Raw genomic sequence first — 15,463 nt, 5'->3', positions numbered from 1 at the left:
CCGCGAGATCATGGAGCTGCACACCATGGGCGTCGGCTCCGGCTATACCCAGGCCGATGTCGAGGCGTTGGCGCGCATCCTCACTGGCGTCGGCATCGACTTCAAGCCGGAGGATCCGAAGCTGAAGCCCGAGCTGCAATCCCAGCTGGTCCGCGAGGGCGCGTTCGAATTCAATCCGGCACGCCACGACTACGGCGACAAGACCTTCCTCGGTCATCAGATCAAGGGCCGCGGCATTGCCGAGGTCGACGAGGCCCTCGACATCCTCTGCCGCCACCCGGCGACCGCCACGCACATATCGAAGCAGCTCGCGACCTATTTCGTGTCGGACAATCCGCCCGACGCGCTGGTGCAGCACATGGCGCAGACCTTCCAGAAGACCGACGGCGATATCGCGGCCGTGATGTCGACGCTGGTTCACGCGCCGGAATTCGCCGCGAGCCTGAAGGGCGCCGGCAAGTTCAAGGACCCGATGCTCTACGTGACGTCGTCGGTGCGGCTCGCCTATGACAACAAGGTGATCCTCAACACGCTGCCGATCCAGGGCTGGCTCAATCGCCTGTCCGAGGGCCTGTTCAATCACGAGACGCCCGACGGCTATTCGATGCTGTCGGCAGCCTGGAACGGTCCCGGGCAGATGATGCTGCGTTTCGAGATCGCGCGCGCGATCGGCTCCGGATCGGCCGGGCTGTTCAAGCCGAACGAGCCCAATGCGGTCGACCAGCCGGCGTTCCCGCTGGTGATGAACGGGCTCTACTTCAGCAACATCAGGCAGTCGCTGAGTCCGACCACGCTCGCCGCGCTCGATCAGGCCGTCTCGCCGCAGGATTGGAATACGCTGTTTCTGTCGTCACCGGAATTCATGCACTGAAAGGGAGGTTCGCCATGAACCGCCGCGAACTGATCAAGGCCTTCGCTGCTTCCGCTTCGCTCACCGTCGCCGGCCGGGTCTGGGCGGCGCCGGCGACCGACGCGCGCCTGCTCGTCGTGTTCCTGCGCGGCGCCTACGACGCCGCCAACGTGATCGTGCCCGTCGGCAGCGAGTTCTACTACGCCTCGCGCCCGACGCTGGCGGTGGCGCGGCCCGATGTCGGCAACCCGAATGCGGCGCTTTCGCTCGACGCCGGATGGGGACTGCATCCGAGCTTGCGCGATTCGATCTATCCGCTGTGGGCCAAGCGCGAGATCGCCTTCGTGCCGTTTGCCGGCACCAGCGACGACCTCTCGCGCAGCCATTTCGAAACCCAGGACACGATCGAGCTCGGGCAGGCGGTCGGCGGCAGCCGCGACTACCGCTCCGGCTTCATGAGCCGGCTGGCGAGCGAGCTGACGCGGGTGAAGCCGATCTCCTTCACCGACCAGCTGCCGCTGATCTTCCGCGGCCAGAACCAGATCCCGAACACCGGCATCGCCAGCGTCAGCAAGCCGGGCGTCGACGACCGCCAGGCGCGGCTGATCAGGGAGATGTACGGCAAGGGCGATCTCGCCAATTCGGTGTCGGAGGGCTTTCGCGTTCGCGACGACGTCTACAAATCGGTCTCCGAGGAGATGATGGCGGCCAATCGCGGCGCGGTGTCGCCGCGCGGCTTCGAGCTGTCGGCGCGGCGGATCGGCCGCCTGATGCGCGAGCAGTTCAACCTCGGCTTCGTCGATGTCGGCGGCTGGGACACCCATGTCAACCAGGGCGCGGCGACCGGCTATCTCGCCGACCGTCTCGGCGAACTGGGCCGGGGTCTCGCCGGCTTCTCGGAAGAGATCGGGCCTCAGATGTGGCGCGACACCGTCGTGGTCGTGATCTCCGAGTTCGGCCGCACCTTCCGCGAGAACGGCGACCGCGGCACCGATCACGGCCATGGCAGCGTCTATTGGGTGATGGGCGGCGGCATCAATGGCGGGCGCATGGCCGGCGAGCAGGTCCAGGTCAGCCAGGCGACGCTGTTCCAGAACCGCGACTTTCCGGTGTTGACCGATTACCGGGCGTTCTTCTCCGGCCTGATCCAGCATGTCTACGGCCTGCAACAGGCGAGCCTCGAGCGCATCTTCACCGGCATCAAGCCGAAGGATCTGAGCCTGGTCTGAACCGGCGCTGGCAAAATATCGAAAACAACCCCATGCAAAGCAGCCGCCGGCTGCCGGTGTGCGACATGGCAGCTTGACATGTCGGGCAAATCAGCGGCATTCTTCCATTATACAGAAATCTTGAAATGGTGGCCGCATGGATCGGCGGCTTCCCCAAGCGCGCGGAAGCCGCCGATCTGTCACGACATCCAGCTCGCCATCACGAGCAAGGCCGCAAAGCAACCGATCGGTGCGAGATGGGAGAAGTCCCGATGTCGCAGGACGGTCAAGGCGGCCGCCGCGAGAATGACGGCGCAGAGGACCAGGCCTGCCGTACGGGTTGCCGGTATCACGACCAGGATCGCGGCTGATACTTCCAATCCGCCGGTGACCCGGCACCACCACGCGGGATACCCCCATCGGACGAAGTTGCTCCGATTCGTCGATGTCGCGATCGCATTGAACAGACCGGCACTGGCGAAGGCGGCGGCGAGCAGCCTGATGAATATCATCTGCATGGCTCAGGCGACCGCCAGCGCATAGGCGTGCAACTCGTCGATGATCGATGCCCGCGAGGGATTCCAGCCGAGTTCGCGCTTCGCCTTCTCGCCCGAGATGACCTGATCGGAGGCGATCGCGTCGGCGAAGCCCCAGAGCACCTTGCGCGCCTCGTCGAGTGGCCACGCCGCTACGCGGCCGCCGGCACCGCCCAGCTCGCTCGCCGCGTGTGCGATCTCGACGAGCCGCGGCGCCGAACCGTGCGCGCCGTTAAAGACGGATCCCGCCGGTGCGCGTTCGAGCGCAAGCGCATAGAGATCGGCGAGGTCCTCGGCATGCACGGTCGACCAGCGATTTTGACCGTCACCGACATGAAGTGCCGCGCCATGGTCCTTGGCCGCTGCGACCATCATCATCGCGGCGCCACCCCAGTTGCCATAGACCCAGGCCGGGCGGACGACGACCGGATGGACGCCTTCGGCTGTGGCCGCGAGGATCTCGCGTTCCAGCCCCTCGCGCCAGCGGACCATTTCGACCGGGTTCAGTGGGGTGTCCTCGGTGGCCGGCGTGTCGCCCGTGGAGCCGTAGACCAGGCTGCCACTGGTATAGATGAAGCGCTGACCCGTTCCGCGCTGGGCTTCAAGGATTGCACGCGTCGCAATCTCGTCGAGCGACGCCGCGTTCTGGTCGTTGGGCGAAGCGGCATGGACGACGGCGTCCACGCCCCGCACCGCCGCGGCCAGGCCCGCCGGGTCGGCGAGTTCACCCATCTCCGCCACGAAGCCGCGGTCGCGCAGCTTGGCCGCGCTCGCTTCCGAGCGGGCGAGCCCCACGATGTCATGACCTCGCTCCTTCAATCGATGCGCGACCGCACCGCCGATCAAGCCCGTCGCGCCCGTTACCAAAACCCGCATGTCGATCACCTCTTCAAATCAGGTGAAGCCAACAAAGCGGAACGGCGATGCGGATGGAAATCGCGAGTCCTGATGTGGCGCTATCGATCGCGCCGATGGCGTCAGGCCGAGGCGGCGACTTTGGTGATGATGTCGCGCAGCCAGGCGATCGCCCGATGGGTATCCGCCCGCCGGTGCCACATCAGATGGAGCGGCCAGGTGGGCAGTTCGAGCGGCGGATCGTACATCGCGATACCAACTCCGGTATCAACGAACCTTCGTGCGATCCGGGAGGCCAGCGTCGCGACGAGGTCGGTTCCGGCGATCACGAAGGGGGCGGCCAGGAATTGCGGCAGGCTCAGCACCACGCGCCGTTCGAGGCCGAGATCGGCAAGCCTCAGGTCGACGATCCCGGAGCGGTCGCCTTCCGGAGAGACCAGAAGATGCGGCGCCGCTGCGAAGGCCGTGAGGCTTGGACCACCTGCGAACGCCGGGTGTCCCTCGCGCACGACGCAGGCGAAGCTCTCGAAGAACAGCGGGCTGCTGATGATGCGCGCCGACGTCTCGACGGGGAAACCGATCGCGAGGTTCGCCTCGCCGCTGTCGAGCAGCGTGATGGCTTCGTCGCGTCCGAATATCCCGCAGACCCGCACGTTGATGTGGGGGGCATCGCTGCTGAGCCGGGCCATGAGCGGCGGCAGCAGGACGAACGCCGCATAGTCGCTCATCGCCAGCGTGACGGTGTTGTCGGCCGTCGCCGGGTCGAAGCTGTCGGCCTGTAGCGCGCCCCGGAGCAGCCGGAGCGCATCCGAGACGGGACCCGCAAGGTCATGGGCGCGGGGCGTCGGCTGCATGCCTGACGGCGTTCGCACGAAGAGCTCGTCTCCGAGCAGCTCGCGCAAGCGTGTGAGTGCTCCGCTCATCGCCGACTGGCTGAGGCCGATCCGCGATCCGGCGCGCGTCACGTGACGCTCCGCGTACAGCGCATCAAAGGCCTTCATCAGGTTGAGGTCGAAGCCTGTTATGTCCATGCGCCCGATCATAAGCGGATGCGCTCAACGGGGATAGCGGCGATAGGTCAGGCGCACCGCAGTTGATGTCGGCTAAGGGCCAATTGCTGACGCATGCTTCTGGTCAATCCAAGGTTTACCGAATGGTCGCTTATCGTTAGGGTCGGGGCGAGCAGCGGGGGCATCAATTAAATGGCTGGTCAAGAAGTAAAGTTCATTGGCGGCCGGCTCACGGGCGCAATGGTGCCCAAGTCGTCCTTGGGCGGAGAGAGCTACGACGCACCTCGGGCGATTGTGGAGTTTACAAACCACATTCGGACTGCCTGCCAGTACGCTGATCACGAGCTTCCGCCCGAAATTCTGGGTATCTACTGCGCCGACTACTATTTGGCGCAGGTCAACAATGGCGGGCATAGCCAGTTCGTTCACAATTCTGGTCAGAGCCTCAGTACAAACATCCAGTACGCGCTGCCGGGCCTCAAAGCGATAGGCGCCGAAGAACAATATCGCACGCTCGCGGAGCTGAACGACTGGATCATCGCAAATCCCGAGGCAGCAACCGCACAGGACGGCTTCAGCAGCAGAGCCGGGGACCTCGATGCCCTTGACACGCGTTTTTACGAAGCCGAGCAGCACGCGTCGATCACTGACTTGGCCGCTCGCTGGATTGCGAACTGGTCGAAGCTCGAAATCGTTGACGGCGAACGCTATGGGGAGCGGCTGAAAGCACTGGCGGCTCAAAACCCCAACTTCGAAATTCGCCGCATCTGGCGTGCTACCGCGCAGAACTCATTCAATCTCACCGACAAGCTACAGGCCACCGTGGCTGTGGCCTGTGGGGCGGTAGAGGTCGAGCCTGACATCAAGATCAGAATCAATGCAGGACGTTACATCAAATTCGAGGGGCAGGCGGTGGTTGAGTGGGGGGTGACCACTGACAAGGGCTTACGCTACGCTATCGTGCACGACAGCGGCGGAATACTACGCGAGACAGTGCAGGATGCGGCTTCAAAGAGCCGAGTTCGCACTGCCGGCAGACAGCTCGCGAGCGTCAGCGCGCAAATGGTGCAGAGCTTTGTCGACGCTTCGGATCGCAACAATGCCGCCGTTGCGATTGACCTCGTGATGCTGCGAGCCGGCTACGTGACGACCAAGGTCGGGCACCCGGCTCTTACGGCCTGGAAGATTGAAGGCGATAGCGCAACTTTCATCGCGCGCGTAGGCTCACACAATCTGATCGTCCGCACCGCATTCGATGGTGCAGTCTTGCTCGACGCCGCTGACGTCCGGCTTCTCGCCGTCGCCAAAGACGAAATTGCCGCCCATCAGGCTCAGGCTCGCCGCGGCAGTGAGTCTATGCAGCAAGCGTAGCCCGGATGAGCGAAGCGACATCCGGGGTCGACACGCAACTCGCAAGGTAAGTCCCGCATATCGCTTCGCTTATGCGGGCTACTTGCTTTGGCAGAAAGGCAAATTGACCATGACTGATCGATACGCCGTCATCGGCAATCCCATCGGCCACTCCAAGTCGCCTATGATCCATCGTGCATTCGCACGGCAGACCGGCCAAGAGCTCGAATATATGGCGATCGAGGCTCCCGAAGGGGGCTTCGCGGCAGCGGTAGATTCCTTCCGCCGCAAGGGCGCACGCGGCTTGAACATCACCGCACCGTTCAAGCTCGATGCCTTTTCCTATGCGACCAAGCTGCGCGATCGCGCACGTCTTGCGGGGGCCGCCAATGCGATGTCCTTCGTTGGCGATGTCGTCGAGGCTGACAACTTTGACGGCGTCGGCCTGTTGCGTGATATCGAATACAACCAAGGCATTCCCCTGCAAGGCAAGCGCGTTTTACTATTGGGGTCAGGTGGTGCAGCGCGCGGCGCCTTGCTACCCCTTTTGGAAGCTAGGCCGGCAGAGCTTGTGATCGTGAATCGGACGTTTGAGAAAGCGCGGTCGCTCGCCGAAGCCTTCGGCTCGTATGGCTCGGTCATCGCGAGCGGTTATGACAGACTAAAGGATGCGAAACGCTATGACGTCGTGATCAACGCCACGTCGGCGGCGTTGCGGGGCGAAGTTCTCCCGATCTCAGAAAACCTCTTCAGGAATGCCTCGCTCGCTTACGAACTCGCCTATGGGTTGACCCCATTCTTGCGCCTTGCCCGCGAATCGGGCGTCGCCCGAGTTTGCGACGGCGTCGGCATGCTCGTCGAGCAAGCCGCCGAGGCTTTCGCTTGGTGGCGCGGGGTAAGACCGGCGACAGCCGAGGTTATAGCCAAACTGACTGTCCCATTGACGTGAATGTCGGCTTTGGGTCAGCAAGCGTAGCCCGGATGAGCGAAGCGACATCCGGGATTGACATGCAACGCGCAAGGCAAGTCCCGCATATCGCTTCGCTCATGCGGGCTACTTGCTGACCAGTTCCTGGTTATGATCTGCAAATGACCCAAAGCGGATATCAGGTCGGCCAATTAGGCTATGGCGTGGGAACGCAGTTGTCCGCCTTGACCAACTGCTCAAAGCGCATCCTGCGAATATATGCGCCCTTCGTTACGGATGTAGAAGACGCGAGCCTGTATTCGCTTCGGGCGAAGAATTTCAAACTCAATCTCACGCTCGTCTACGTTTCTTAGTCCATGAAGCTACGCCACATTGAAGCGGCGAATGGGCCCGCGGTTGTTAAAATAAAGAGCCAGATCGAGATCCCCACAAGACACGTGAAGAGGGGCATTCCGAATGGAGCAATCAAAACGAGAAACCTAAACGCGAGGCGAACGCTCGGAAGCGTAGTACTCAACGTCCTCTGATCGACGAGCAGCACATAGATCAAGCCAATACGGACCAGTTCAAACACCAGCAGGCCTTTTAGAAAGCCCGGTATCGTTTGCTGGAAAACCTCCGGGTAGAGAGCATCCGCAAGTGATTGAATGGTCAGTATCAGCACAGCAGAAAACATGACTACGAACGACACAGAAAAAATCTGCTGAACAAAGATACCTGGCTGGTCGCCATCGGTCGCAAGCACCCCGAGACGGGGATTCCATTCGAGTAAAGTCGCTATCAACGCAGACTCAAAGGGGAGAACGCTCAAAGGGAAGATCAATTCGATAATCGAGCGAGGCAGCAATAGGATTTCACTGCCGCGAAGGACGGTCAGGATACATCCTGGCACGAGCGCTATGAGCCCAATTGCGTTACCGTATAACGCAGGATTTCTGGTTATGGAGATGCCATTCATATGACTTACCTTATCGATGCAGCAACCGGATGAGCGAAGCGACATCCGGGATCGACGAGCAACTCGCAGAGAAATTCCCGCATATCGCTTCGCTCATGCGGGCTACTTGCTGACCCGCCCGTATCTATTCGGTGGGGAGTAACCTGTTAGACATGGCTATTGCCGTTGCTAAGTCTTGTCGCCTGGCGTCCACGCGCGTTCTCTCCCAACCACGTTTGAAAGAGACCGTGACCTTGTCGGGATTTGATCGGACCCGACAGTCCGTCTTCCATGACAAATCGCCGAGCTTAATCTCTACCAGTTCTCGATCATCATACGCGCGCTCGATTGATCGGAATATCCGCTTGGCTTCATCGATTGACAGCGCGACCGACATCTCGAAATCGGGGCCTACCGACATCAACCTGGCCTCCGCTTCTCGGGCGGACACAAGGAAGTATACCCCGTGCGTCAGATCGATTTCCTGGAAGGTGCTGAGATACGACGATCTCCGCGACAGGGCCTCGAAAATTTCATTCCACAAGTATCGCACGAGTGTTCGCAGAAAAATTTTGCCGTTTCGAAAAATCATGCGTAGTGCCCTGGTTCGGACAGTCATCCAATCACAAAATGTGGGCATTTACAGATCGTTGTGGAGATCAAGCGTCCGTTCGATTTCCGCTTCGGGTCAAGAGCCGATCATGGCGGGCGAGCCGCGAGATTTCCCGTTCACCTCGAAAAGGCGACCTTTCCGATTATTACGCAGATCGTCAGCTATGGGCCACATGCAACCATTGTGTATGTGCATGATCATGTCACCGCGGCGGGCGGATAGAACCGCGCCATAAACTCGTCGATTTCGTTATCACTTGCCTGCCAATACAGACCTCGCTCGCTCCGCAACGAACAAAGACCCAAGAGTTCAAGCGGGTCATCGGCCAAAAGCTGAAGCGATCCTCGCTTCGCTATCCAGCGCTCCTCACCGTCATGATCAATGCGATCGACCGAGTATCCAAGTGCTCTGAGCAGGAGATACGCCGGGACCGCGGTATTGCCAGCCGCTGCAATGGTTTCTTGCGACATTTAATCTCCACATCGACAAAGCGGGTGTTCCATCGTCTCGTAGAACGCGACCCGCGGGCCAACGCAAGGCGAGGTCTGCAATGGATCGTAAGCAAGCGTAGCCCGGATGAGCGAAGCGATATCCGGGGTCGACGAGCAACTCGCAGAGAAGTTCCCGCATATCGCTTCGCTGATGCGGGCTACTTGCGATGGAAGCACCAATACGCATCAATGGTTTTGGAATTCCTCGCGAGAGAGGCGCCAAAATGAACTTATGAAAGTACCGGATCGTATTGGAAGCTCTACGGGCATTTCGCGCTGCCATCGCAAGCCTGCCTTGCGCAGTACAGCTTCAGAAGCCTTGTTGTCAGCCATCGCCCGAGCAACGACTGCCTTGGCTTCCGTAGCGTTGAAGATGTGGGCGATGATCTCGCGACAGGCTTCGCTGGCATATCCTAATCCCCAATGGATTGGAGACACCATGTAAGCGAGCTCCGACTCCAGGTCCTTGGTCTGATATCCCACCATTCCGATCAACTCGTTACCCTCACGAAGAACGATCACCAGATTGCGTCTATCGCGGCTCGCCAACTTTCGGACATGCAGGATGAAGCCTTTAGCTCCGCCTTCTGGATAGGGATGTGGGATCGAGGCGGTGGTGAGTGCAACACGTGGATCGGCCACCATCGATTGGATTGCGTCCGCATCATCGATTTGAGGCGTCCTCAACCGCAACCGCTCGGTCAACAATTCAAGGGATTCCACCACGATTTTCTCGCCGTAGGATTTCGGTCTCTCTCTCAATAGCATGCGGTCGAGAATGGCCCCTGGGGGGCAATTGCGTCGATCTTGCCGATGCGCGATAGGGATCGGTTGACCGTCAGGCGACACGCGGAAATATGCCGGGCGTTCTGAGTAGTGTACCCCGGAACAAAAATACCCCCGAAAATGAAACGCACCATGCGCGTCCACCATCTCTCCCTTCGAGAGAGGTGGTGGACCGAGGCAGCAAGCGAACTGCTTCAGCCAGAACTCGTCCCGCTCTAGCTAGTGCGGACGCTTTGGTCGCCTGAGTTCGGCGACTCTGAACTTCCCGGCAATTTGCAGGCTGCTGCAAGTCCAGCGGGCTTTATTTGGATACTCGCCCAGGAACACTTTGGTCTCGACGCAGTCCACGTAGGATTTGTAGGTGAGGTTGTCTCTGCACGTTATCGAGAAGGCTCCAATTCCATGTGACCCTCCAGCCGACTCGCTACACCCGACCCAAGGCATGCCGCCGTGGGGGAGGCTTGACTCGCAACCACCGTTGCAATTGCTGGCAACCTTCTCCAGCGCGGCAATTCTGGCCAATGGTGGGCCTGATCCACCCGTGGGCGTGCCGTCGTCGACCGATGGCGTCTGACGGACCGACGAACTGCGGCGAGACACCACCGCGTGTGCCACCCGCTCGGGTCGGCTTGGCCTTGCCACGTGCTTCGGGGCTTCGACCGAGATGCTCGGAAGCGGGGCGGTGCTTGGTGCGGTTTGCGACGATGCCGGGCTGCAAAGCAACGCGGCGACCGAGAAGAAAGCGACGGCTGAGGGCGCGACAACACGTGACGACATTCTCATGACCATGTCCTTCCAAGGACGGACGGCCCGTCCCAATGTGTACCACATCTTAATACCTACCCGAAAATTCCGAAGCTCGCTACTGAGGGTTGCAACGAATCCCTGGGTCGGGCGGTCGTATCGAGGTTCGAGCCATCGATGACCTCGTCGCACCGGGAAGCCTTGTGTTCGGGAACTCCAATCAAACCCAACTCGCCGACATGCCGACGGACAGGCCGGACTTCAGCAAGCGTAGCCCGGATGAGCGAAGCGACATCGGGGATCGACACGCAACTCGCAAGGCAAGTCCCGCATATCGCTTCGCTCATGCGGGCTACCTGCTGCCGGTTTCGTCCATCAATTGGTGAGGTCGCATGAAGCGATTGCTGGCGAAGTCGTGCGTGCCAGAGCCAATGCGCGGGTAGCAGGTTCGGATTGGCGATCAGATCGTCGCCGCCGGCACCATCAAACGTATTGGCGCAGTCAGGTCCGCCGTATCCAAGAAGCGAGTTCTCGCATTGTTCTCGGGCGAGTTTCACAGAGCCGCCTATTGGTCAAGGAGATTTCAACCTCGCCTGACGAAGAACGTTTTCTCCACCTTCCTGCGGTATGGCAAAGTCTCGTCCGGGCATACAACGGGACAAGGGGAAATCCGACATCATGTTGATGGACCGTGGAATTGCCGACGCCGGCGCGATGGGGGAAGGGGCTCTGCCTGGTCATCGCTCGCGGCCTGTCAACCGCCGGGCGTTTCTGTTCGGCTCCGCTGCCGGTCTCGCCGCGCTGGGCCTCTCCGGTTGCGCATCCGACTACATGAGCATGGCCGAGGCGCAGAAAATCTACGGGCCCGTGCCCGACGAGAAATTCCCGATCCCTGCGGTCGATGTCAGCAAGGTCGATCCGAAATATTTCCGCAAGACAGTGAAGTACGACAGCGCTGAGGCGCCCGGTACGATCATCGTCGATCCCGGCAAATACTATGTCTACCGCATCGAAGGCGATGGAAACGCGACCCGCTATGGCGCCAATGTCGGTCGCGATGGGTTCCGGTGGAGCGGCGATGCCTATGTCGGGCGCAAGGCCGAATGGCCGACCTGGACGCCGCCCAAGGAGATGATCGCGCGCCAGCCGGAGGCGGGCAAATATGCGCGTGGCATGCCGGGAGGTCTCGACAATCCACTCGGTGCCCGCGTGCTCTACCTCTATCAAAACGGGGTGTACACGCTCTACACGATCTACAGCACCAGTGACCCCGAAACGATCGGGAACGGCATTACGAGCGGTTGTACCGGCCTCCTCAGCCAGGACATGCTCGACCTCTATGCGCGGACGCCCGTCAAGACCAAGGTGATCGTGCTGCCGGCATAGGCAACGGTGTCGGCCGCCGATCCGGGCGCCCCGGTCATTGCCTGGCCGCCAGATCCGCGATCGCCTTCATCACGGCGTTGCGGATGCCGGGATCGTAGAGGATGTGGCCGGCGCCATCGATGATGCGGACCTCGCTGCCCGGCCAGCGCGCGGCGAGCGCATGTGAGGTCGCGGGCGGGCAGAGCAGGTCGTAACGGCCCTGCACGATGATGCCGGGAATGCCGGCGAGCTTGCCGGCGTCCTCCATCAGTTGGTGCGGTCGCATGAAGCAATTGTTGGCGAAGTAATGCGCCTCCATGAACGGCGTCGAGGGCAGGGCGCCCGTCGTGTTCGCCGGATCGAGCCGCGTCTGCTTCGGCGTATGCTCCGACAGCGTGCGTTCGGTGTCGTGCCAGGCGCGCGCGGCCGGCACATGCACGGCTGCGTCGGGGGAAAGGATGCGGCGATAATAGGCGGCCAGCGGCGATGCGCGCTCGTCGGCCGGCAGGAAGTTCAGGAAGTCCTCGTAAAGCCCCGGATAGAAGCGCGGCAAGGCGCGCAGGAAGACGTCCTCCAGCTCCTCGGCCGTGCCGAGAAACGTCGCGCGCAGCACCAAGCCACTGACGCGCTCGGGGTGGGCCTGCGCATAGGCCAGCGCCAAGGTCGCGCCCCAGGAGCCGCCGACCACCACCCAGCGCGCGAAGCCGAACCGCTCGCGGATCTTCTCCATGTCGGCGATCAGATGCTGCGTCGTGTTGTGGTCGCGGCTGCCCTTCGGCCGGCTGCGGCCGCAGCCGCGCTGGTCGAACAGCACCGCATGGAAGCGCTCGGGATCGAACAGGCGGCGATGATCGGGCTGGCAACCGCTGCCTGGGCCGCCATGCAGATAGACCGCGGGGATGCCGCCCTCGCGCCCGACGCTCTCGACGTGCAGGTTGTGGCCGTCGCCGACATCGAGCCATTCCGACGTCAGGGGAGCAAAGGGATCGGCGCGTCGGGCGGCCTTGCCGGCGTCGGCGTCAGGCGCCATTGCGATTGTCCTGGTGTTGGTCCGTCTCCAGCGTGCCGCCGGCGAAGTTGCGATACAGGAAACGGTTCTGCGTGCCGGCGGCTTCCCGCTCGGCCTGCTTGAAAATCTCCTCGTGCCGCGGCGACAGCGCGCAGGCTGGGTCGGTGTTGCCGGCATCTCCGGTCAGCGCAAAGGCCTGGCAGCGGCAGCCGCCGAAATCGACCTCGCGGAATTCGCAGGATTTGCACGGCTCCGGCATCCAGCCGGTGCCGCGATAACGGTTGAAGGCTTCCGAATTCTGCCAGATCCAGGCGATCGAATGGTTCGAGCGCACGGATTCGAAGTCGAGCCCGGTGATGCTCTCGGCCGCATGGCACGGCAGCACCTTGCCGGCCGGCGAGATGTTGAAGAACTGGCGGCCCCAGCCGCCCATGCATTTCTTCGGCCGCAGCGCGTAATAGTCCGGCACCACATAGTCGATCGCCAGCGTGCCCTTCAGGCGCGCCTGCGCCTCCTCGACGATCCGGCTGGTCTCCTCGATCTGCTCGATCGTCGGCATCAGCGCGGCGCGGTTCTTCAGCGCCCAGCCGTAATACTGCACGTTGGCGACTTCGAGCCGGTCGGCGTCGAGGTCGACCGCCATCCGGATGATGTCGGGCAACTGATGCAGGTTCTGCCGGTGCATCACGGCGTTCACCGTGAGCGGCAATTCCAGCTCGCGGGTCCATTTCGCGACCTCGAGCTTCTTGCTGTGCGCGTCCTTCAGGCCGGCGACGCGATCGGCGACCTCGGGCTCGTTGCCCTGGAAGCTGATCTGGACATGGCTGAGCCCGGCATCGGCCAGCGCCGACAGCTTGTCCCTGGTCAGCAGCACGGCCGAGGTGATCAGGTTGGAATACAGCCCGACATCGCTCGCATGCTGCACCAGCTCGACGATGTCCTTGCGCGCGGTCGGCTCGCCGCCGGAGAAATGGACTTGCAGCACGCCGAGCTCGGCGAGCTCGCTCAGCACCTTCTTCCACTCGTCCGTAGTGAGCTCGGTCGAACCGCGGTCGAGCTCGACCGGATTGGAGCAATACGGGCATTGCAGCGGGCAACGATGGGTGACCTCGAGCAGCACCGCGAGCGGGATGCCGTAGGTCTCGGCCGCGGAGCGCGTTTGCTCCAGCACCGCGAGCCCGTCGGTCGGGCCTGCTGTCATTGTCTTGTTGTCGGCGAGCGTGTCAGTCATGCCGTGCTCTCGCGCGCTTCGGTGAGGAAGCCCTTGTCGGCCAGGTCTTGCAGCATCGCGATCACGTCGGTTGCGATCGCCTCGCGCGGCGCGGCGTATTTTTCCGCGAGCTGGTCGACCATCTCGGCGACGCTGCGGACGCCGTCGCAGAGATGCAGCACCTCGACCGCGATTTCATCCGGTGCCAGCACGCGCTCCGGCGCCAGGATCACCCAGACCTGCCGCGTCTCGTCGAATTTCAGCTTGGCATGGCGCGGCAATTTCGGCCGGCTGGTCTCGCTGACGCTGATGTTGCGGCTCGCCATGATCGTATCCCTAACTCGCCTTCGGCACGAAGGCGCCGGGCGGAATCTGGCCGTCGACATAGGCGTGATACAGCGCGTCGAGCTGCACCCAGAGCACGTTGGTCTTGAAGATCAGCGCGTTGCACACAGCCTCGCGCTCGGCCGGCGTCTTCGCATGCTGCCTGACGTAGTCGAGCGCGAAGCCGGCGTCGCGCGGCGCCTGGGTCAGGCGGCGGCTGAAATAGCTCATGATGTCGGGGTTGACGAAGTCGTAATGCTTCAGCATCCCCGAGATGCGCTCCTCGTGCAGGTTCGGCGCGAACAATTCCGTCAACGACGACGCGATCGCCTCCAGCGGCGTGCGGTCGCGACAGAAATGCACATAGGCCTCCACCGCGAAGCGCGTCGCCGGCAGGATGCCTTCGGTGGACTCGACGTAAGCCGTGTCGAGGCCGAGGCCTTCGGTGAGCTTGAGCCAGCGCTCGATGCCGCCTTCAGTGCCGAGATCGCCATCGTGATCCTCGATGCGATGGCGCCATTCGACCCGCGTGTTGCGGTCGCGGAAGCGCGAGATCACCATCGCGTCCTTCAGCGGGATCGTGCTCTGGTAGTAATAGCGGTTCAGTGCCCAGGCCTGGACCTGGCCCTTGTTGAGCTTGCCGCCGTGCAGCAGGCGGTGGAACGGGTGCAGGCTGTGGTAGCGCGTCGCGCCGATCTGGCGCAGCACAGCCTCCATCGCCTCGGCGCTGTCGAGCGTGATGCCCTTGCCGATCGAGAGCGCGGTCATTCCGCTTGTGGGCACGACATTCACAGCACGATCTCCGTTCCGTCTGAAGGAATCTGCCAGCCCGCCTGTTCGGCCGTCTTGCGCTCGGCCGAGGTCCCAAGCAGCGCCGGGTTGGAGTTGTTGATATGCAAAAACACTTTTCGTCCGATGTCGAGACCGGCGAGGCTGGCGATCGCACCCTGATCGCCCGACATCGCGATATGTCCCATGCCCTGGCCGGTCTTGTTGCCAAGCCCCGCCGCGATCAGCTCGTCGTCGCGCCATACGGTGCCGTCGAAGAACACCAGCGGCGCGTCCTTGAGCCGCGCCTTGAGATCGTCGGTCACCCGGGCGCAGGCGGCCAGGAAGTAGAAATATTTGCCGCTCTGCTTGTCCGCTATACGCAGGCCGAGCGTGTCGCCGACGCCGTCGGCGCCTGCCGGATGGGCCTTGCCCTCGAGATACCAGGCGCCCTTGCCGGGAACCTCGAACGGCAGCAC

At 62.2% G+C, this 15,463-nt stretch carries 16 protein-coding genes; 5 read left to right on the top strand and 11 right to left on the bottom strand.

What is annotated here, in order from left to right:
• Nucleotides 1-871, top strand: an 871-nt coding sequence (locus B2W55_RS23920) for a DUF1800 domain-containing protein (RefSeq protein WP_291532290.1), incomplete at its 5' end; no start/stop codon positions are given.
• Between the two features lie 14 nt (nt 872-885).
• Complete coding sequence (locus B2W55_RS23915; RefSeq protein ID WP_024579901.1) at nt 886-2,079, top strand: DUF1501 domain-containing protein; 1,194 nt, start codon at nt 886-888, stop codon at nt 2,077-2,079.
• A gap of 179 nt (nt 2,080-2,258) precedes the next feature.
• On the opposite strand, the gene B2W55_RS23910 is transcribed toward B2W55_RS23915, so the two are convergent.
• From B2W55_RS23910 to B2W55_RS23900, 3 genes are all read right to left on the bottom strand, one after another.
• Entirely contained in the window at nt 2,259-2,576 is a 318-nt protein-coding gene (locus B2W55_RS23910; RefSeq protein ID WP_024579902.1) for a DoxX family protein, read from the bottom strand.
• A 3-nt stretch (nt 2,577-2,579) separates the two neighbouring features.
• Entirely contained in the window at nt 2,580-3,470 is an 891-nt protein-coding gene (locus tag B2W55_RS23905) for an NAD-dependent epimerase/dehydratase family protein (RefSeq protein ID WP_024579903.1), read from the bottom strand.
• Between the two features lie 101 nt (nt 3,471-3,571).
• Nucleotides 3,572-4,480 carry a LysR family transcriptional regulator gene (locus B2W55_RS23900; protein ID WP_024579904.1) on the bottom strand — a complete coding sequence of 303 codons (909 nt, stop codon included), beginning with the start codon at nt 4,478-4,480 and terminating at the stop codon, nt 3,572-3,574.
• A 171-nt stretch (nt 4,481-4,651) separates the two neighbouring features.
• Here B2W55_RS23900 and B2W55_RS23895 point away from each other — a divergent pair, with 171 nt between their 5' ends.
• A complete protein-coding gene (locus B2W55_RS23895; protein WP_024579905.1) occupies nt 4,652-5,830 on the top strand; it encodes a DMP19 family protein in 1,179 nt (392 codons plus the stop codon).
• A gap of 109 nt (nt 5,831-5,939) precedes the next feature.
• Nucleotides 5,940-6,758: a shikimate dehydrogenase gene (gene aroE, locus B2W55_RS23890; protein ID WP_024579906.1), complete on the top strand. Its 819-nt coding sequence runs from the start codon at nt 5,940-5,942 to the stop codon at nt 6,756-6,758.
• A gap of 328 nt (nt 6,759-7,086) precedes the next feature.
• Here the strand turns inward: aroE and B2W55_RS23885 are convergent, their stop codons facing one another.
• The 3 genes from B2W55_RS23885 to B2W55_RS23875 all read right to left on the bottom strand — a co-directional run bounded on the left by B2W55_RS23885 (nt 7,087) and on the right by B2W55_RS23875 (nt 9,504).
• On the bottom strand, nt 7,087-7,695 hold the full coding sequence (locus B2W55_RS23885; protein ID WP_024579908.1) for a hypothetical protein: 609 nt from the start codon (nt 7,693-7,695) through the stop codon (nt 7,087-7,089).
• Between the two features lie 789 nt (nt 7,696-8,484).
• Entirely contained in the window at nt 8,485-8,757 is a 273-nt protein-coding gene (locus B2W55_RS23880; RefSeq protein ID WP_024579910.1) for a hypothetical protein, read from the bottom strand.
• Nucleotides 8,758-8,964: 207 nt separating this feature from the next.
• Nucleotides 8,965-9,504, bottom strand: coding sequence for a GNAT family N-acetyltransferase (locus B2W55_RS23875; RefSeq protein ID WP_157817309.1), 540 nt, complete (start codon nt 9,502-9,504; stop codon nt 8,965-8,967).
• A gap of 1,482 nt (nt 9,505-10,986) precedes the next feature.
• On the opposite strand from B2W55_RS23875, the gene B2W55_RS23870 reads away from it, so the two are divergent.
• Nucleotides 10,987-11,694: a L,D-transpeptidase family protein gene (locus B2W55_RS23870; RefSeq protein WP_024579912.1), complete on the top strand. Its 708-nt coding sequence runs from the start codon at nt 10,987-10,989 to the stop codon at nt 11,692-11,694.
• Between the two features lie 34 nt (nt 11,695-11,728).
• Here B2W55_RS23870 and pip read toward each other — a convergent pair whose 3' ends face one another.
• The 5 genes from pip to B2W55_RS23845 all read right to left on the bottom strand — a co-directional run.
• Nucleotides 11,729-12,703, bottom strand: a complete 975-nt coding sequence (gene pip, locus B2W55_RS23865) for a prolyl aminopeptidase (RefSeq protein ID WP_024579913.1) — start codon at nt 12,701-12,703, stop codon at nt 11,729-11,731.
• Entirely contained in the window at nt 12,693-13,913 is a 1,221-nt protein-coding gene (gene pqqE, locus B2W55_RS23860) for a pyrroloquinoline quinone biosynthesis protein PqqE (protein ID WP_024579914.1), read from the bottom strand. The genes pip and pqqE overlap by 11 nt, the downstream gene beginning before the upstream one ends.
• A complete protein-coding gene (pqqD, locus tag B2W55_RS23855; RefSeq protein ID WP_024579915.1) occupies nt 13,910-14,218 on the bottom strand; it encodes a pyrroloquinoline quinone biosynthesis peptide chaperone PqqD in 309 nt (102 codons plus the stop codon). The genes pqqE and pqqD overlap by 4 nt, the downstream gene beginning before the upstream one ends.
• A 10-nt stretch (nt 14,219-14,228) precedes the next feature.
• Entirely contained in the window at nt 14,229-14,984 is a 756-nt protein-coding gene (gene pqqC / locus B2W55_RS23850; RefSeq protein ID WP_029878905.1) for a pyrroloquinoline-quinone synthase PqqC, read from the bottom strand.
• Between the two features lie 20 nt (nt 14,985-15,004).
• On the bottom strand, nt 15,005-15,463 hold a 459-nt coding region (locus tag B2W55_RS23845), incomplete at its 5' end, for an MBL fold metallo-hydrolase (RefSeq protein ID WP_291532289.1).

This window comes from Bradyrhizobium sp. UBA2491 (assembly GCF_002341725.1).
Taxonomy (GTDB): Bacteria; Pseudomonadota; Alphaproteobacteria; order Rhizobiales; family Xanthobacteraceae; genus Bradyrhizobium.
This window is presented reverse-complemented; position numbering and strand designations above follow the sequence as displayed.